General features: G+C 63.1%; 17 protein-coding genes. 7 read left to right on the top strand and 10 right to left on the bottom strand.

All coding sequences use genetic code 11. The features are described from left to right. The first annotated feature begins 184 nt into the window (after positions 1 to 184). Entirely contained in the window at positions 185 to 889 is a 705-nt protein-coding gene (locus tag CCOS864_RS24570) for an autoinducer binding domain-containing protein (protein ID WP_115088800.1), read from the top strand. A gap of 94 nt (positions 890 to 983) precedes the next feature. Continuing rightward, positions 984 to 2,108, top strand: a complete 1,125-nt coding sequence (locus CCOS864_RS24575) for a methyltransferase (RefSeq protein WP_115088801.1) — start codon at positions 984 to 986, stop codon at positions 2,106 to 2,108. A gap of 170 nt (positions 2,109 to 2,278) precedes the next feature. Here CCOS864_RS24575 and CCOS864_RS24580 read toward each other — a convergent pair whose 3' ends face one another. Genes CCOS864_RS24580 through CCOS864_RS24590 form a run of 3 tightly spaced genes read right to left on the bottom strand, consistent with a single transcriptional unit; the run spans position 2,279 to position 4,897 of the window. Next, complete coding sequence (locus tag CCOS864_RS24580; RefSeq protein ID WP_115088802.1) at positions 2,279 to 2,434, bottom strand: DUF2474 domain-containing protein; 156 nt, start codon at positions 2,432 to 2,434, stop codon at positions 2,279 to 2,281. 12 nt (positions 2,435 to 2,446) lie between these two features. Next, positions 2,447 to 3,454, bottom strand: coding sequence for a cytochrome d ubiquinol oxidase subunit II (cydB, locus tag CCOS864_RS24585; RefSeq protein WP_115088803.1), 1,008 nt, complete (start codon positions 3,452 to 3,454; stop codon positions 2,447 to 2,449). A 3-nt stretch (positions 3,455 to 3,457) separates the two neighbouring features. Further along, the gene (locus CCOS864_RS24590; RefSeq protein ID WP_115088804.1) at positions 3,458 to 4,897 is read right to left on the bottom strand and encodes a cytochrome ubiquinol oxidase subunit I; all 1,440 of its coding nucleotides are present in this window, start codon (positions 4,895 to 4,897) and stop codon (positions 3,458 to 3,460) included. Positions 4,898 to 5,258: 361 nt separating this feature from the next. Here CCOS864_RS24590 and CCOS864_RS24595 point away from each other — a divergent pair, with 361 nt between their 5' ends. Next, complete coding sequence (locus CCOS864_RS24595; RefSeq protein ID WP_115088805.1) at positions 5,259 to 6,485, top strand: MFS transporter; 1,227 nt, start codon at positions 5,259 to 5,261, stop codon at positions 6,483 to 6,485. 84 nt (positions 6,486 to 6,569) lie between these two features. On the opposite strand, the gene CCOS864_RS24600 is transcribed toward CCOS864_RS24595, so the two are convergent. Next, positions 6,570 to 7,118, bottom strand: coding sequence for a DJ-1 family glyoxalase III (locus tag CCOS864_RS24600; protein WP_115088806.1), 549 nt, complete (start codon positions 7,116 to 7,118; stop codon positions 6,570 to 6,572). A 39-nt stretch (positions 7,119 to 7,157) separates the two neighbouring features. Further along, positions 7,158 to 7,637, bottom strand: a complete 480-nt coding sequence (locus tag CCOS864_RS24605) for a GNAT family N-acetyltransferase (RefSeq protein WP_115088808.1) — start codon at positions 7,635 to 7,637, stop codon at positions 7,158 to 7,160. Between the two features lie 208 nt (positions 7,638 to 7,845). Here CCOS864_RS24605 and CCOS864_RS24610 point away from each other — a divergent pair, with 208 nt between their 5' ends. Together CCOS864_RS24610 and trmA are read left to right on the top strand one after the other, a co-directional pair. Then, positions 7,846 to 9,141, top strand: coding sequence for an NCS2 family permease (locus CCOS864_RS24610; protein WP_115088809.1), 1,296 nt, complete (start codon positions 7,846 to 7,848; stop codon positions 9,139 to 9,141). Next, positions 9,138 to 10,223, top strand: a complete 1,086-nt coding sequence (gene trmA, locus CCOS864_RS24615; protein ID WP_115088811.1) for a tRNA (uridine(54)-C5)-methyltransferase TrmA — start codon at positions 9,138 to 9,140, stop codon at positions 10,221 to 10,223. The genes CCOS864_RS24610 and trmA overlap by 4 nt, the downstream gene beginning before the upstream one ends. Positions 10,224 to 10,298: 75 nt before the next feature. Here trmA and CCOS864_RS24620 read toward each other — a convergent pair whose 3' ends face one another. Next, positions 10,299 to 11,471, bottom strand: a complete 1,173-nt coding sequence (locus CCOS864_RS24620; RefSeq protein ID WP_115088813.1) for an alkaline phosphatase family protein — start codon at positions 11,469 to 11,471, stop codon at positions 10,299 to 10,301. A 171-nt stretch (positions 11,472 to 11,642) separates the two neighbouring features. Between CCOS864_RS24620 and CCOS864_RS24625 the strand changes: the two genes are divergently transcribed. Further along, positions 11,643 to 12,503, top strand: coding sequence for a shikimate dehydrogenase (locus CCOS864_RS24625; protein WP_166675728.1), 861 nt, complete (start codon positions 11,643 to 11,645; stop codon positions 12,501 to 12,503). Between the two features lie 100 nt (positions 12,504 to 12,603). Here CCOS864_RS24625 and CCOS864_RS24630 read toward each other — a convergent pair whose 3' ends face one another. Together CCOS864_RS24630 and quiC are read right to left on the bottom strand one after the other, a co-directional pair. After that, positions 12,604 to 13,272, bottom strand: a complete 669-nt coding sequence (locus CCOS864_RS24630) for a TetR/AcrR family transcriptional regulator (protein ID WP_115088815.1) — start codon at positions 13,270 to 13,272, stop codon at positions 12,604 to 12,606. Between the two features lie 77 nt (positions 13,273 to 13,349). Then, positions 13,350 to 15,260 carry a 3-dehydroshikimate dehydratase QuiC gene (gene quiC / locus CCOS864_RS24635; RefSeq protein WP_115088817.1) on the bottom strand — a complete coding sequence of 637 codons (1,911 nt, stop codon included), beginning with the start codon at positions 15,258 to 15,260 and terminating at the stop codon, positions 13,350 to 13,352. 209 nt (positions 15,261 to 15,469) lie between these two features. Here quiC and CCOS864_RS24640 point away from each other — a divergent pair, with 209 nt between their 5' ends. Then, a complete protein-coding gene (locus CCOS864_RS24640; protein ID WP_115088819.1) occupies positions 15,470 to 16,810 on the top strand; it encodes an MFS transporter in 1,341 nt (446 codons plus the stop codon). Here the strand turns inward: CCOS864_RS24640 and CCOS864_RS24645 are convergent. Continuing rightward, positions 16,807 to 17,685: a DMT family transporter gene (locus CCOS864_RS24645; RefSeq protein WP_115088820.1), complete on the bottom strand. Its 879-nt coding sequence runs from the start codon at positions 17,683 to 17,685 to the stop codon at positions 16,807 to 16,809. The two genes, CCOS864_RS24640 and CCOS864_RS24645, sit on opposite strands and share 4 nt — an antisense overlap. 18 nt (positions 17,686 to 17,703) lie before the next feature. Next, the gene (locus tag CCOS864_RS24650; protein ID WP_115088822.1) at positions 17,704 to 18,510 is read right to left on the bottom strand and encodes a sugar phosphate isomerase/epimerase family protein; all 807 of its coding nucleotides are present in this window, start codon (positions 18,508 to 18,510) and stop codon (positions 17,704 to 17,706) included. Between the last annotated feature and the right edge of the window lie 5 nt (positions 18,511 to 18,515).

Below are 18,515 nucleotides of genomic sequence, written 5' to 3' on the forward strand. Positions count from 1 at the left end.
TCACACTGATATCAACCAAATAATAACGCGTCGCAACTTGAAACTAACTGCCACGCCTTAAAGAACCTGCCTATCGAAACGATCACATTTCTATAGCAAAAAAACCCAACAAAACCGTCGGACTTTTCCTACACTGCTCTCCACGTTTATCCGTTGTTGGATCCACCAACAAGAGACTGGCCCCATGCCGCACTGGAAAGAACAGCAACTAGAGCAGTTGCTTGGCGAAACCGACGAAATACGGATGTTTGAGCTCGCGGTTTCCCTGGCCCAGCAACTGGACATGGAGTACCTGGCTTTCGGCATGCGTGTGCAGATAGCGACCCAGGCGCCTCAACTAAGAACCTTCAACAATTATCCCGATGCCTGGAACGACCACTACCAAAGCTGCAACTACCTGAACATCGACCCCATCGTCACCCACTGCCATCGCTCGCTGATGCCGATCCTGTGGTGCGATGACCTGTTCCGAGAGACGCCTCAATTCTGGGAAGACGCCAAATCCCACGGTCTGCGCCATGGCTGGAGCCAGTCGGCACACGATATGCGTCACAACGAAAGCATGCTCAGCGTCGTCCGCAGCCAACAGCCAATCAGCCTCGAAGAACTCTACGACAAGGCCGGCCAGACCATCTGGCTGTGCAACCTGCTGCACACGCTGATGATTGACCGGCAGCCGGGGCACGACACGCCGTCCTGCAATTTGTCCGCGCGGGAGACCGAAGTGCTGAAATGGTCTGCCGCCGGCAAGACCGCCGCCGATATCGCCTGCATCCTTTCGCTGTCGCAGAGCACGGTGAACTTTCACATCCGCAGCATCATCACTAAAACCAACGCGAGCAACAAAGCCGGCGCAATCGCCATTGCAGCGATGCGCGGCCTGATCTGAGGCAACAACCCCGCACTCTTTCAAAGCACGGTAGAATCACGGCCCTGTAGAGCGCGCCGCGCGCACGCACATCAATGCCCCAGAGCCTTACACCATGCCCCTGCTGACCAGCCCCTTCGCCGAACTCGACCTGCTTCGCCAGCCCGAGCAAGCCAACGACCCCCTGCAAGCCTTCGATGCTGCCGACGAGTATTTGCTGGAGCACATGGCCGAGCAGTCCCCTACGGCAATTACCCGGGTGCTGGTGCTCAATGACAGTTTCGGTGCCCTGGCCATCAGCCTGGCACCGAATGTATCGGTGCTCAGCAGCGGCGATTCGCACCTGGCTCATCTGGCCCTGGAAAAGAACCTGGTACGCAACGGCCTGGCCTTCGACGCAGTGCCGTTCGTGGCGGCCAGCAGCCCCTGGCAAGGCCCGTTCGACCGCGTGCTGGTACGCGTGCCGAAGACCCTGGCCTTGCTCGAAGAGCAGTTGATCCGCCTGCAGGGCCAGCTGGCGCCCGGCGCGCAAGTGGTTGCCGGGGCCATGATCAAGCACCTGCCACGGGCTGCCGGCGATCTGCTGGAGAAGTATATCGGCCCGGTGCAGGCATCGCTGGCGAAGAAAAAGGCCCGGTTGTTGATTGCCACCTTCGAGCCGAAGTCGCCATTTGTCTCGCCCTACCCGACCCGCTATCAACTCGATGCGCCACGCCTTGAGCTGCTCAACCACGCCAACGTGTTTTGCCGCGAAGGCCTGGATATCGGCACCCGGGCGTTCCTGCCACACCTGCCCAAAGACCTCGGCGACGCCCGAGTCGCGGACCTGGGTTGCGGCAATGGTGTGCTGGCCATTGCCAGCGCCCTCGCCAACCCGCAGGCGCAGTACACCCTGGTCGACGAGTCGTACATGGCCGTGCAGTCGGCGCTGGAGAACTGGCAGGCCGCACTGGGCCAGCGGGAAGTCACTGTCCGCGCCGACGACGGCCTGGCCGGGCAAGCGCCGCAGTCGCTGGATGTGGTGCTGTGCAACCCGCCGTTCCACCAGCAGCAGGTGGTCGGTGACTTCCTCGCCTGGCGGATGTTCCAGCAGGCTCGGGAGGCGCTGGTGGTCGGTGGCGCGCTGTATATCGTCGGCAACCGTCATCTGGGTTATCACAGCAAGCTGGCGCGGTTGTTCCGCGGGGTCGAACAGGTGGCGGCGACACCGAAGTTCGTGGTGCTCAAGGCGCGTAAATAAACCAGCACTGCGTCGCCTGCATCGCTGGCAAGCCAGCTCCCACAATAGACCGGTGTCCACTGGCCATGTGGGAGCTGGCTTGCCAGCGATGAGGCCCTAAAAAAAACCCTCCGCAGCTGACGCTGCGAAGGGCTGTAAATCCGCCGCAAGGCGGGATGGGAAATAGCGTTTCAGTGCGTGCTCAGTCCGGCCGCACTCATGAACAGGCGCATCAGCCAGGCAACAATCGCCAGGCTCACCACGCTGCCCACCCAGATCAGCGCCAACCAGCCCAGGCGCTGCCAGAGCGGTTTTTTCTCTTCGTCAATCGTGCCTTTGCCAGTCATTGCCATGCTCCCCTAGTGGTAGCCATCTTCGTGGGTCACCTTGCCGCGGAACACGTAGTAGCTCCAGAAGGTGTAACCGAGGATGAACGGGATGATGAACAAGGTCCCGACCAGCATGAAGCCCTGGCTTTGCGGCGGCGCGGCAGCGTCCCAGATCGAGATCGACGGCGGGATGATGTTCGGCCACAGGCTGATGCCCAGGCCGCTGTAGCCAAGGAAGATCAACACCAGGGTCAGCAGGAACGGGGTGTAGTGAGCGTTACGCGCCACCGCCCGGAGCAAACCGTAAAGGGTCACCAGCACCAGGATCGGCACCGGCAGGAACCAGAACAGGTTGGGCAGGCTGAACCAGCGCTCGGCAATGTCCGGGTGGGCCAGCGGCGTCCAGATACTGACGATACCGGTCACCGCCAGCAGCACCAGGGCCAGCGGACGCGCCAGGTCGTGCATCTGCAGTTGCAGCTTGCCTTCGGTCTTCATGATCAGCCAGGTGCAGCCGAGCAAGGCGTAGGCAACGATCAGGCCCAGGCCGCAGAACAGGCTGAACGGGGTCAGCCAGTCGAGGCTGCCGCCGGCGTAGCTGCGATCGACCACCTTGAAGCCTTCGATGAAGGCACCCAGGGCCACGCCCTGGAAGAAAGTCGCCGCGAGCGAGCCGCCGATGAACGCCTTATCCCACAGGTGACGCTTGGCCGCAGTGGCCTTGAAGCGGAACTCGAAGGCCACGCCACGGAAGATCAGCCCGATCAGCATCAGCATCAACGGCAGGTACAGCGCCGAAAGCACCACGGCGTAGGCCAGCGGGAAGGCGCCGAACAGCGCCGCACCACCGAGTACCAACCAGGTTTCGTTACCGTCCCAGACCGGGGCGACGGTGTTCATCATCACATCGCGGTCCTGCTCACCCTTGACGAAGGGGAAGAGGATGCCGATGCCGAGGTCGAAGCCGTCCATGACCACGTACATCATGATGCCGAAGATGATGATGATGGCCCAGATAAGCGGAAGATCAACACCCATGATTCAGTTCCCCTTGTTCAGGCTGGCGTGCTCGCCATTGTCATGATCGTCATCGGCGGCAGACAGCGGCCGTGCCGGGGTGCGTTGCTGGCCGGGGCCACCCGGGTTGGTCTCGTCGCCTTCACCGGTTTTCGGCCCTTTGCGCACCAGGCGCATCATGTAGCCAAGGCCGGTGCCGAACAGCGCGAAGTAGACCACCACGAACATCACCAGGGTCAGGCCGAGCTGGCCGTAGCTGTGGTTCGAGGCACCATCGGCGGTACGCATCAGGCCGTAGACCACCCAGGGCTGACGACCGATCTCGGTGGTGAACCAGCCGGCAAGAATCGCGATCAGGCCGGACGGGCCCATCCACAGGGTCAGGTAGAGGAACGGCCGCGAGCTGTAGAGCTTGTCGCTCTTGCGCAGCCACAGGCTCCAGAGGCCGACGAAGATCATCAACATGCCAAGGCCGACCATGACCCGGAACGACCAGAAGACGATGGTCGAGTTAGGCCGGTCTTCTTTCGGAAACTCCTTCATCGCTGGCACTTGCTTGTCCAGGCTGTGGGTCAGGATCAGGCTGCCCAGCGCCGGGATTTCCACTTTGAAGCGGGTGGTCTCGGCTTCCATGTCGGGGATGCCGAAGAGGATCAACGGGGTCGGTTCGCCCGGCACGTTTTCCCAGTGGCCTTCGATCGCGGCGATTTTCACCGGCTGGTGCTTAAGAGTGTTGAGGCCGTGGAAGTCGCCGATCACTGCCTGCACCGGCGCTACGATCAGGGCCATCCACATGGCCATCGACAGCATCTTGCGGATCGCCGGATTATCGCGGCCGCGCAACAGGTGCCAGGCGGCCGAAGCGCCGACGAAGAACGCGGTAGCAACAAAGGCGGCAGTAGCCATGTGTGCCAGGCGGTAGGGGAACGACGGGTTGAAGATCACCGCGAACCAGTCCACCGGCACAACCACGCCGTTGACGATTTCGTAGCCCTGCGGGGTCTGCATCCAGCTGTTGGAGGCGAGGATCCAGAAGGTCGAGATCAAGGTGCCGATGGCCACCATCACTGTGGCAAAGAAGTGCAGGCCACGGCCGACACGGTTCCAGCCAAAGAGCATGACGCCAAGGAAACCGGCCTCGAGGAAGAAGGCCGTGAGTACTTCATAGGTGAGCAGCGGCCCGGTGACGGAGCCGGCGAAATCGGAAAACTTGCTCCAGTTGGTACCGAACTGGTAGGCCATGACCAGGCCGGAGACCACCCCCATGCCGAAGTTGACGGCAAAGATTTTCGACCAGAAATGGTAAAGGTCACGGTAGACGCTGTTGTTGGTCTTCAGCCACAAGCCTTCGAGAACAGCCAGGTAGCTCGCCAGGCCGATGGTGATGGCCGGGAACAGGATGTGAAAGGACACGGTAAACGCGAACTGAATTCGGGCGAGATCTAGAGCCTCTAATCCGAACATAGTGCTTCCTCTGTCAGGTAATCCGGCGTCAGGCGGAGGCCTTGGCGCCAACTGCCCCCACGGTAGTTGAGTGCGGCAAGTTGGAATTGTTCTGTAAACATCACATCGCAGGGAATTCGGCCGTCTGGCCCTACCGTTGCAAATGAAACAATTGATCCAGATCAACGGTTGCCTGAAAGGATAGTCCTGAACGGGCTGCTCGCTTGTGTGGTTGATTGCCGCGTGACCGGTTGTCTCACCCCCTTTACCGCGCCCCAAAACAGTGCGCTTACCGCACAAATGCGGTATTCCTCGCAACCCGCTGTTACAAAGTGATGCTAATCTGCACCGCCGATCCGTTCGCCGAGGCTCTGTTTCGCCGATGTCAGACCCTGTTCTGCTGCTGCGTCATCACCGTCCCTTCCTGGCTTTCTGGCTGGCCCGGGTATTTACCGCCAGCGGCTTCCAGATGCTCACTGTGGCGATCGGCTGGCACCTCTATCAGTTGACCGGCAATGTCCTCGACCTGGGCCTGGTGGGCCTGGTGGAGTTCGCCCCGCGGGTGCTGTTCATGCTGCACACCGGGCACGTCGCCGACCGTTATGACCGGCGTCGGGTAGCCGCCCTGTGCCAGAGCGCCCAGGCCATGATCGCCCTGGTACTGGTACTTGCCAGCAGCACCAACAGTGTCAGCCGCGAGCTGATCTTCCTGTTGGCGTTTTTGCTCGGCAGCGCACGCTCCTTCGAGATGCCGGCGACTCAAGCGCTGCTGCCCAATGTGGTGCCTTCCGAGCTGTTCCCGCGCGCGGTGGCGGCATCGGCTTCGGCCATGCAGGCGGCAACCATCGTCGCGCCGGCGGTGGGCGGTTTTCTCTATGCCTTTGGCAGCGTCTGGGTCTATGGCCCGACGGTGGCGCTGTACCTGATTGCCTGTGTACTGACCCTGGGCCTGGTCTCGCGTCAGCAGCTGAGCAACCAGGGCCGTGCCAGTCTTGAATCACTGATGGCCGGAATTCGCTTTATCCGCAGCCGCCCGGACATTCTCGGCGCCATTTCCCTGGACCTGTTTGCCGTGCTGCTGGGCGGAGCCACTGCATTGCTGCCGGTGTTCGCCAAGGACATCCTGCTGACCGGCCCCTGGGGCCTGGGCCTGCTGCGTTCGGCGCCAGCGGTGGGTGCTTTGCTGATGTCGCTGTGGCTGGCGCGCTTCCCAGTGGAGCGCAAGGTCGGGCGGGTGATGTTCACCGCCGTGGGGGTGTTTGGTGTGGCGACCATCGCCTTTGGCCTGTCCACTTCGTTCTGGTTTTCCCTGGCCGTGCTGGCGGTGCTGGGTGCCGCCGACATGATCAGCATGGTGATTCGCGGCGCCTTCGTGCAACTGGAGACACCGGATGAGATGCGTGGCCGGGTGAGTGCGGTGAACGGATTGTTCATCGGTGCGTCGAACCAGCTCGGTGAGTTCGAGTCGGGGGTGACGGCGCACTGGTTCGGCACGGTGCCGGCGGTGGTGCTGGGCGGGGTCGGGACCCTGGTGGTGACGGGGGTGTGGATCAAGCTGTTCCCGACCTTGGCTGGACGCGATCATATGCAGAACAGGCCCGAGGATTGACCTCAGGGGCCTCATCGCTGGCAAGCCAGCTCCCACAAGTCCGGTGCATGCAAAACCTGTGGGAGCGGGCTTGCCCCGCGATAGTCACACCCGCAACTCAGTTGCCACCCGCTTGCGCACCACCCTGCCCGCCAGTTGCTCGACCAATACCAAGGCAAACTCCAGCGCCGCCGCCGAGCCCTGCGCGGTGATGCAATTACCATCCACCACCACCGGCTGATCGACAAAACTGCACCCGGACAATCCCTGGCTGACAGCCGGATCACAGGTCATGCGCCGCTGGCGCAACACCCCGAAGGCCTGCAACGCCAAGGGCCCTTCGCCGATGGCGGCAAAAAACTTCCCGGTCTTGGCCTGGTCCTTCACCTGCTGCGCCAGCGGTTGGTGCGCAGCCATGTGCTGCGCGCCTTTTTCGCCCCCGGGCAACACGATAAGATCAAACGGCTGGGCCAGCAGATCCACCAGCATGCCGTCGGCGGTCAAGCGCGTGCCACGGGCACAGGTGAGCATCCGCCGGCCTTCGATACTGGCCACCACCACTTCCACCTTGGCCCGACGCAGCACGTCGATCAAGGTCACGCTTTGCAGGTCATCCACGCCTTCGGCGACTACGATCAGGGCTCTGTGGGTCATCAACTGCTCTCCGCCGGGGTATCTAACAAGCTTAGTCGCTCATAGCAGCAGGGTCAGTTGACACTCATGGCCCTTGCGCGCGCGGTAGCCGTCACCGCTGTCGACCCAGCCGGTGGCCCGGTAAAACGCCAGGGCGGTGTGGTTGCCCGGGTCCACCGACAGTTGCAAGCAGCGCACGTCGGGCCACAAATCGCGCACCAGGTCCGGCAACGCCTGCATGAAAAATCGCCCCAAGCCGCGGCCCTGCAGGCGCCGATCCACCTGCAAGGCATTGATTGTCGCGGCATCGGGCCGGGCCCAGGGCGCCAGGAACGCCCCACGCTGGAGCAGCAGGAAGGCGCTCGGCACATTATTCACCAGCAGCGCCACGCCGCGCAGGTCAGGGCTGTCGGTACTCAGCAGGATGTACAGCGCGCTGGCCATATCGCCGGCAAAGTGCTGTTGTTCGGGCCGCACCTGGATGTCGATCAGTTGCTCGCGCTGGGCCGGGGTGAGGTCGCGGTAGTCGGTCAGTTGCACAGCATGGTCAACTCGGGATGGGGGGAACGGCGCAGAACCTGCAGATATCTGCAGTGTATCGCGACATTAATTACCGCTGCCCGAGCATGCTGGTATGATGCGCGGCTTTTTTCCGACCCAGGGAAAAACCACAGTCTCCCGGTACAGTCTGTGCTTTGCTAACTGGGTCGATACATTCACGGCGCCGGGAGCGCCACGGGGAGCAGGCATGCTGGAAAGGCTGTTTCAACTAAAAGCACACGACACCAATGTCCGCACCGAGATTCTCGCGGGCGTGACCACCTTCCTGGCCATGGCCTACATCCTGTTCGTCAACCCGAGCATCCTCGGCGAGACCGGCATGGACAAGGGTGCGCTGTTCGTCGCCACCTGCCTGGCCGCAGCCATCGGCTCGACCACCATGGGCCTGATCGCCAACTACCCGATCGCCCTGGCACCGGGCATGGGCCTGAACGCCTTCTTCACCTACACCGTGGTCCTGCACATGGGCCACACCTGGCAGGTGGCATTGGGCGCGGTGTTCATCTCGGCGGTGTGCTTCTTCCTGCTGTCGATCTTTCGCATCCGTGAATGGATCGTCAACAGCATCCCGTTGCCGCTGCGTTCGGCAATCGCCGCCGGTATCGGCCTGTTCCTGGCGCTGATCGCCCTGCACAACGCCGGCATTGTGGTCGATAACCAGGCCACCCTGGTGGGCCTCGGCGACCTCAAGAAGCCAGCGCCGATCCTTGCCACCCTGGGCTTCTTCCTGATCGTCGCGCTGGAGGCCATGAAGGTCCGTGGCGCGGTGCTGATCGGCATCCTGGCGGTGACCGTGGCCTCGATCGCCCTGGGCGTCACCCCGTTCAACGGCGTAGTATCGATGCCGCCGTCGCTGGCGCCGACCTTCCTGCAGCTGGACATCAAGGGCGCGCTGGACGTCGGCCTGATCAGCGTGATCTTCGCGTTCCTGTTCGTCGACCTGTTCGACAACTCCGGCACCCTGATCGGCGTCGCCAAGCGCGCCGGCCTGATGCGCAAGGACGGCCACATGCCGAAGATGGGACGTGCGCTGATCGCCGACAGTACTGCGGCCATGGCCGGTTCCCTGCTGGGCACCTCGACCACCACCAGCTACATCGAATCCGCCGCGGGCGTGAGCGCCGGTGGCCGCACCGGCCTGACCGCCATCGTGGTGGCCATCCTGTTCCTGCTGGCGCTGTTCTTCGCGCCGCTGGCCGGCAGCGTGCCAGCCTTCGCCACGGCACCTGCGCTGTTGTTCGTCGCCGTGTTGATGGCTTCGGGCCTGGCTGAAATAAACTGGGACGACATTACCGAAGCCGCGCCGGTGGTGGTCACTGCCCTGGCCATGCCGCTGACCTACTCGATCGCCAACGGCATCGCCTTCGGTTTCATTGCCTGGACCGCGATCAAGCTGCTCTCCGGCCGTGCCCGTGACCTCAACGCGGCGCTGGTGATCCTCTCGATCCTGTTCGTCATCAAGCTGGGCTGGTTCAACGCATGAGTGCTGTCTTCGACCCTTCGACCTACACCCAGCAGCTCGACGCCAAGGTCGCGCGCCTGCGCGAGCTGCTGGCGCCATTCGCGGCTCCCGAGCCTGCGGTGTTCGACTCGCCGCGCGAGCACTATCGCCTGCGTGCAGAGTTTCGCCTGTGGCGTGAAAACGAGCAGCGCTTCTACGCAATGTTCGCCCCGGGCGAGAAGTACACGCCGATCCTGATCGAAGACTTCCCGATTGCCAGCCAGCAGATCAACGACCTGATGCCGCGGCTCAAGGCCGCCTGGCAGGCCAGTTCGGCGCTGAGTTTCAAGCTGTTCCAGGTGGAGTTCCTCACCACCCTGGCAGGCGATGCGATGATCACCCTGTGCTACCACCGTCCACTGGACGAGCACTGGGAAGCCGCGGCGCAGCAACTGGCCAGCGACCTGGGCGTGAGCATCATCGGCCGCTCCAAGGGCAAGCGCGTGGTGATCGGCCGCGATTACGCGGTCGAAGAACTGCAGATTGCCGGACGCACCTTCCGCTACCGCCAGCCTGAAGGCGCCTTCACCCAGCCTAACGGCGCGGTCAACCAGAAGATGCTCAACTGGGCCTATGAGGCCCTGGGCGAGCGCCAGGACGACCTGCTCGAGCTGTACTGCGGCAACGGCAACTTCACCCTGCCGCTGGCCACCCGGGTACGCAAGGTGCTGGCCACCGAGATCAGCAAGACTTCGGTGAATGCCGCCCTGCACAACCTCGACGACAACGCTGTGGATAACGTGCGCCTGGTGCGCCTGTCGGCTGAAGAGCTGACCGAAGCGCTGAACGAAGTGCGCCCGTTCCGCCGCCTGGAAGGTATCGACCTGAAGAGTTACCAGTTCGGCAGTGTGTTCGTCGACCCGCCGCGCGCCGGCATGGACCCGGACACTTGTGAACTGACCCGGCGCTTCGACAATATCCTGTACATCTCCTGCAACCCGGAAACCCTGGCGGCGAATATCGCCCAGTTGCACGACACCCATCGCATCGAGCGTTGCGCGTTGTTCGACCAGTTTCCGTATACCCATCACATGGAGAGTGGGGTGTTGCTGGTTCGGCGTTAGTCGGCGTCGGCTTCATCGCTGGCAAGCCAGCTCCCACACACCCTGTGGGAGCTGGCTTGCCAGCGATAGGGCCCTTCAGCCCTGCCCCGAACACATCAACAACGGCACCAGCTGATCCTCATCGGTCAACGCCCCATGGTGCCCCCGCCACTGGCTGGCGTGCTTCTCCACCTCGCTGCGAATGATCCCGCCGGCCCCGCTCGGGACCACGATCAGATCGCCAATCCGCGCTTCAGCCTGGCTCAGCAACACATCGCCGAACAGCCCCTTGGCAATTGCCTGGGCCTTGCTCAATATCCGGTACTGATCCCCGAGACGATTCTGCCAACGCTCGTGTACACGATCCTGCTGGTGCTCATGGGTGTACAGGTAGCGCGCGCGGATATCTCCGGCCATCGCCCGCACGCCCTCCTGCAGCACCGGATCCTGGTCAAAGTCACGCACCTGTTCGCTGTCCAGCGCCAGCATGCCGTGGTCGGCAATCACCATCAGCCGCGCCTGCTCGGGCAAACGGCGGGCGATGGCCTGGGCCAGCTGGTCGGCAATCTGCAGTTGCTTGAGCCAGCCCTCGGAGCCGGGGCCGAACAAGTGTCCGGCAAAGTCCAGGTCACCGAAATAGGCAAAACAGAACGCCGGCTCCGGCACCGCCAGGGCGGCATTGACCAGTTCCGGATAGGCGTCATAGGCCGGCGCAGGGAGAATCCTGCCAGCCTTGTAGATCGCCCGAGTGAAGTCGGAACTGGCATAGCGCCCGAGCATCACCGTGCTGATGGCGATGCCCTGCGCGGCGGCCTGGCTCCAGGCATCGGCAGGCACGATAAAGCTCTCCGGCAGCGGCGCGATGCTGGGCTGCGCCTCGACCTGCAGAGGCGACGTGGTCCACGACAGCGGCGACAGTTCGGTCTGCTCATCCAGGGCGAAGCCGCAGCCAACGATGCCGTGGGCGCCGCTGCCCAGCCCTGAGGTCACCGAGGCCAGGCTGGTCGCGGTGGTGGCCGGAAAACCCACCTTGAAGTGGCTGTCCGGCTGCATCAATGAGGCAAGAAACGGTGCATGCCGGGCATGGGCCTGCAGCAGGTTCCAGCCCAGGCCATCGATCAGCATCAGGCAAGTGCTGCGCGAATGATCAAGGCGAAAGGCATTGCGAAAACCATGGCCACCCAGGGCCGCGAAGATCGACTGGGTCAGGTTGGCCAAGCCTGGCCAGGTTTCACCCAGCGACTGCAGGTCGTTGATCGGCGTTGCCATGTCTCCCTCCGTGGTCAGGTACAAAGCAACAGGTGTAGCACAGGCTGTGCGATCAGCGCACAGAAAACACGCCTGCGACCTTGCGGCCAATTGACCAAATTAACCATTCGGTACATTTTCTAACTGAATCACTCCCATCCCATCACCAAGAACAACAATGGAGTTTTCAGCATGAGTTTGGCCCCCTCCTCCGGCATTCTCGCCGGCCTTATCGGCGCCGGCATCCAGGCCTCGCGCACCCCGGCGCTGCACGAGCGCGAAGGCGCCGCGCAAGGCCTGAATTACCTGTACCGGCTGATCGACCTGGACCAGCTCAAACTCGACAGCAGCGCCCTCGAAGAGCTGCTGACAGCAGCTGAGTACATGGGCTTCACCGGCCTGAACATCACTTTCCCATGCAAACAGGCGATCCTGCCGCTGCTCAACGAGCTGTCGCCGCAAGCCCAGGGCATCGGCGCGGTCAACACCGTGGTGCTCAAGGACGGCAAGCGCATCGGCCACAACACTGACTGCCTGGGCTTTGCCGAAGGCTTTCGCCGTGGCCTGGCCGATGCGGCGCGCCGTCAGGTAGTGCAGATGGGCGCTGGCGGCGCAGGGGCTGCAGTGGCCCATGCGCTACTGGAAGAAGGCGTCGAACAGCTGACGGTATTCGATGTAGAGCTGGCCCGGGCCCAGGCCCTTGTGGATAACCTCAACCAGCACTTTCCAGGCAGCCGGGCCAGGGTCGGCCATGACCTGCGAAGCGCCATGGCCAGCGCCGACGGCCTGGTCAACACCACGCCCATGGGCATGGCCAAGCTGCCGGGCATGCCGGTGCCCAAGGCGTTGCTGCGATCGGATCTGTGGGTGGCGGAGATCGTTTATTTCCCGCTGGAAACCGAGCTGCTATGCGCAGCCCGGGCCCTGGGTTGCCGCACCCTGAGCGGGGCAAACATGGCGGTGTTCCAGGCGGTGAAGGCGTTTGAACTGTTCAGCGGAGTGAAGCCGGATGCGGCGCGGATGATCGAGCACTTCAACAGCCTGGGTGACTGAAAAGCATCGCCGGCAACGCCGGCTCCCACAATGGATCTGCATGCGCCGCAACTGTGGGAGCTGGCTTGCCAGCGATGGGCCGCAAAGCGGCCCCGGATCCTCAGGCCTGCAAGAACCTCAGCACCGCCTCGCAAATCATTTGCCGATGCCGTTCCTTGACCGCCTTGTCCTCGAAATCCACCTGGAAGATCTCGCCAAAGGTATGCCGGTTCGACACTCGGTAGAAACAGAACGAGCTGATCAACAGGTGCACATCCAGCGCCTCCAGCCCCTGGCGGAAGACGCCCTCGGCAGCCCCGCGCTTGAGCACTTCATCCAGCGCTGTCAGCACCGTCTTGTTCATCGAGCGAATGGCCGACGAGCGCTTGACGTACTCGCCGTGGTGCATGTTCTCGTTGCAGACGATGCGCACGAAGTCGACGTTGCGATCATGGTGATCGAAGGTGAACTCCACCAGCCGGCGGATGCCCAGGCGCGGCTCGAGCTCGGCCAGGTGCAGGTTGCTTTCGGTACTGCGGATATCGCCGTAGAGTTTCTCCAGCACCTCGACGTACAACTGCTCCTTGCTGTTGAAGTAGTAGTAGATCATGCGCTTGGAGGTTTGCGTGCGCTCGGCGATCGCATCGACCCGGGCGCCAGCCAGCCCCTGCTGGACGAATTCGCTGATCGCCGCCTGGAGAATATTCTCGCGGGTCTTTTCCGGGTTGTTCTTGCGGCCCTTGCGCGGCGCGGGTTCAGGGGCTGCGCAGAGTGCTGGGGTAGTCGTCATACGGGACTCATGGCCATCGGTTAACCCGGCAATTATGAGCCCCGGGTGCTGAGTAAGGAAGCCTCGCAGCCTGTGCCCTACAACTTGGCCTGCGCTGGCGAGCCGGCGCGCGCCTTGGCCATCGCGGCCAGCCGCACGGCGACGTTGGCCGCGCCATAGCCACTGTAGCCGTTACGCCGTTGCAGTACCTCGAAGAAGAAGCGCTCCTCGAACGGCTCGGTGTACACATGAAACAGCTCACCGCCCTGGGCATCGCGGTCGTAAAGCACGTTGTAGTAGGCCAGCTCGCTGAGGAACTCGTCGTCGAAATCAAAACGCGCGGCAAGGTCGTCGTAATAGTTGAGCGGGATGTCGAGCAAGGCCACGCCAGCTTCCTTGGCCTGTTTGACCGCGGTAAAAATATCCTCGCAATCAAACGCGATGTGGTGCACGCCCGAACCGCGGTAATGCGACAAGGCATGGGCAATCGCCGTGTTGCGGTTTTCCGAAATGTTCAGCGGCAGGCGGATGGTGCTGCAGCGGCTGCGCAAGGCGCGGCTCTTGACCAGGCCGTAGGGGTCGGGCAACACCACTTCGTCATCGGCGCTGAAGTCCAGCACGCTCTTGTAGAACAGCGCCCAGCTGTCCAGGCCGTCGGCCGGCAAGGCCAGGGCCATATGATCGATGCGGGTCAAGCCGAGGCTGCTGCCCGCTTGCTGCTGCACACTGAAGTCGGTGTCGTAGATGGTCCGGCCCTGGGCGTCCTGATCCACCAGGTAGATCAGGCTGCCATCCGGTGCGCGCACCGCCGCCAGCTCGCGCTCGTTGGGGCCGACCAGGCCACGGTAGGGCTGGCCATGGTAGGCCACGGCACGGGCCAGGGCCTGGGCGCTGTCCTTGACCCGGATCGCCGTGGCGCACAGCGACGGGCCATGGCTTTCGAAAAAGTTGTGGGCGAACGAATAGGGTTCGGCGTTGAGGATCAGGTTGATGTCGCCCTGACGCAGCAGGCTGACATTCTTCGAACGATGCACGCCGGCGCGGGTAAAGCCCAGGCACTCCAGCCAGTTGCCCAGCTTGGCACCCAGGGCGTCGTCGACGGCAAATTCGAGGAACTCGATACCGTCATAGGCACTGGCAGGCGGTGGGGCGAACAACAGGTCGTCGCTGGCCGGCGCTACGCGGTCTTGCTCCAGGCGCTGACGGGTCTTCTCTTCCAGGTACAACAGCGAGCGCAATCCATCGGCGGCATTGGCCCGTGGCGGCGCGGCGCGGAAGCCATCGTTGAAGATTTCCAGCGACAGCGGGCCGCTGTAACCGCTGGCCAGGATCGGCGCCAGAAACCCCGGCAGGTCAAACTCGCCCTGCCCCGGGAAGCAGCGAAAATGCCGGCTCCACTCCAGCACGTCCATGGCCAGGATCGGCGCGTCGGCCATCTGCACGAAGAAGATCTTGTCCCCCGGCACCTGGGCGATGGCCCGTGGGTCGCCCTTGAGCGACAGGGTGTGGAAACTGTCGAGGATCATCCCGAGGCTGGCATGGTCGGCGGTTTTGACAATGTCCCAGACCTGCTCCCAGGTATTCACATGGCGGCCCCAGGCCAGGGCTTCGTAACCGATGCGCAGGCCACGGGCACCGGCGCGCTCGGCCAGCAGGCGCAGGTCGTCCACCAGCAGCTGGCGCTCACCGAGGGAATCGGCGGCGACGTTGCTGCACACCAGCACCAGATCGGTGCCCAGCTCCTGCATCAGATCGAATTTGCGCTCGGCCCGTTCCAGGTTGCGCGCCAGGCGATCGCGGCGGCAGCCCTCGAAATCGCGAAACGGCTGGAACAGGGTAATTGCCAGACCCAGGTCGGCGCAGCGCTGGCGAATTTCGCGCGGACTGCCGGCGTAGTACAGCAGGTCATTCTCGAAGATCTCGACCCCGTCGAAGCCTGCGGCGGCGATGGCTTCGAGTTTTTCTGGCAAAGTACCGCTCAAGGATACGGTGGCGATCGAACGCTGCATTATTCTGGCTCCGATGGGCAGGCAAAAACCGGTGGAGGAATTATTGGCGTTGGCCAATTTTTGCTCAATGCAAAAGGTACGAACTAGTTAGTTTTGTGTTCGATTATCGCCCAAAATAGCGTTCAGCGAATTGACCCTTTTTTGACCACGGGCGCACCATTTCAACACCAAGGCTTGACCCATAAACATAAAAATACGGGTAACCCGCGATGATCCACACTCAATCCACCCGCATGGCCCAGCCCCTGGGCAGTACTCCGCACGCCGGCATCGGCGACAAGTTGCGTGGCGCCATGGCCGTCGGCAAGACCCGCTGGGTCATGCTCACCCTGGTGTTCTTCGCCACCACCTTGAACTACATCGACCGCGCCGCCCTCGGGGTGATGCAGCCGATCCTGGCCAAGGAAATGAGCTGGACGGCGATGGATTACGCCAACATCAACTTCTGGTTCCAGGTCGGCTACGCCATCGGCTTCGTGCTCCAGGGCCGCTTGATCGACCGGGTCGGGGTCAAGCGCGTGTTCTTCTGCGCCGTGCTGCTCTGGAGCCTGGCCACCGGCGCTCACGGCCTGGCCACCTCGGCGGTGGGCTTCATGGTCTGCCGGTTCATTCTTGGCCTGACCGAAGCGGCCAACTACCCGGCCTGCGTCAAGACCACCCGCTTGTGGTTCCCGGCCGGTGAACGGGCAGTGGCCACTGGCATCTTCAACGCCGGTACCAACGTCGGCGCCATGTTCACACCGATGCTGCTGCCGTTGATCCTCACCGTGTGGGGCTGGCAAGCGGCGTTCATGGGCATGGGCGCGCTGGGCCTGGTGTGGGTGGTGTTCTGGGGCCTGAAATACTTCAACCCGGAAGACCACCCGACCGTCAGCAAGGAAGAGCTGGCCTACGTGCAAGGCGAAGCAGAAGCGGATCAGGCTCGCGTGCCGTTCTCACGCATCCTGCGCATGCGCGGCACCTGGGCCTTCGCCCTGGCTTACTCGGTGACCGCGCCGGTGTTCTGGTTCTACCTGTACTGGCTGCCGCCGTTCCTCAACCAGCAATACAGCCTGGGCATCAGCGTGACGCAGATGGGCATCCCGCTGATCGTCATCTACCTGAGTGCGGATTTCGGCAGTGTCGGCGGCGGCATTCTCTCGTCGTTCCTGATTGGCCGCGGCATGGCCCCGGTCAAGGCGCGGCTGCTGTCGATGCTGTTGTTTGCCACCACCATCATCGGCGTGATCTTCGCCGCTGGCGCCAGCAGCCTGTGGGTCGCGGTACTGGCGATTTCGCTGGCGATCGCCGCGCACCAGGCCTGGACCGCCAACATCTGGAGCCTGGTGATGGACTACACGCCCAAGCACATGATGAGCACGGTGTTCGGTTTCGGCGGCATGTGCGCGGCCATCGGCGGCATGTTCATGACCCAGTTGGTGGGTTATATCCTCACCACCACCAACAACAATTACACCCTGCTGTTCACCATGATCCCGGCCATGTACTTCATCGCCCTGACCTGGATGTACTTCATGGCCCCGCGCAAGGTGCCGACAGTCGAGGCCTAACGACGCCGCTGCAGCCAGGCGGCGCCCAGGCCGCTCAGGCAGATCAAGGCAATCCCCACCAGCCCGGCCATGTCCGGGCTGTGTCCGAACAGCACCAGACCGAGAATCCCGGCGAATACGATCTGACAGTAACTGAACGGCGCCAGCATGGCCGGCGGCGCATGGCGGAAGGCCTGGGTCAGGAACAGGTGTGCGGTCATCCCGCAGGTGCCCAGGGCCACTGCCATCAGGCCGTGGATCAAACTTGGAGTCTGCCAGAACATCGGCACCACGGCGCTCATCACCAGGGTGTTGAGCAGGCCGGTGAAGAAGTTGCTGGTGGTCGGGCTGTCGGTGCCGCTGAGCTTGCGCGTCAGCAACTGGTAGAAGCAAAAGCACAAGGCCGAACCGAACGGCAACAACACCGCCGGGGTGAACAACGCCCCACCTGGATGAATGATCACCGTCACCCCGACGAAACTCACCAGCACCGCCACCCACTGCCCGCGCGTGACCTTCTCGCCCAGCAGCGGCAGCGACAGCGCAGTGACCAGCAAGGGGGCAAGGAAGTTGACCGCAGTCGCCTCGGCCAGCGGTATGTACTGCAAGGCCGTGGTGAACAACAGGCTGGTGCCCAGCAGGCACAGCGCGCGCAAGGTCTGCAGCCCCGGCCTTCGCGTACGCAGCACGCGCAGGCCCGACTGCGGCAGGAAGATCACCATCATCAGCAGGGTGTGCACCAGATAGCGCGCCCACACCACCCAGAGAATCGGATAGAACCCCGCCAGGTACTTGGACAAGGCGTCGTGGCTGGCGAACAGCAAGGTCGCCAGCACCACCAGGGCAATGCCCTTGAGCGGTTGGCTGACAGCGTCGAGCGCAGTGGGACGGGGCATCGGTAAAGGCTCGCGGGTTCAGAGTTGACGGAGCAGCTGACAGGTCTTGTCCAGGGCCACCTGCGCCCGCTGCAAGGCACTCAGGCCCTGGTCGCGGACGGGGATTTCCAGGCTCAGCGCGATGTTCTGCGGCAGGCTACGCAACAAGCCGGGCAAGTCGCAATTGCCATCACCGGGAAAGCGCCGCTCGTTGCGCGCCTGGCGCAGGATCTCGGCCATGTCGTCCGGACGCGGACCGGCCACGTCACACAACTGTGCATAGCGTAGCCGCGAGGGCGGCACCTGGCGCAACTCGTCCAGCGATGAAGCCGAGCGGTCGAAGTGAAAGGCATCGACCAGCACCCCGCCATTGTCGCGCCCGGCTTGCTCGACGATACGCCAGGCCTGAGTGAGGTTCTTCGCATCGGTCCAGGGCATGAATTCCAGGTGCGGGTGCAGGCCGTACTGCCCGGCCAAATCGCACAGCGCGGCGAAGTTGTCGGTCTGGCGCTGCTCGTCGGGGTCATTGCCGGCGACCAGCAGCTCACTGGCGCCGAATTCCGCGCCCACTGCCAGCAGCGCTTCGAAGTCGGCGACGCGGGTGTCGGACTTGAGCCGCAGGATCTCCACATCCAGCACCTTGATGCCGGTGTCACGCAAGCGCGCAGCGGTCTGCCGACGCAGGCCGGCGTCGGCCACCAGCGGGAAGTGATGCTCCTCGGCCGTGGCCGGCTCCAGACGCAAGCCGACATGGCTGTAACCGGCGCGAGCGGCGACCTCGACCATTTCCACCGGCGACAGCTCGAGTACCGTCAGGGCGGCGAGGGACATCACGCGTTGAGTCATTGTTG

This window comes from Pseudomonas wadenswilerensis (assembly GCF_900497695.1).
Classification (GTDB): Bacteria; Pseudomonadota; Gammaproteobacteria; order Pseudomonadales; family Pseudomonadaceae; genus Aquipseudomonas; species Aquipseudomonas wadenswilerensis.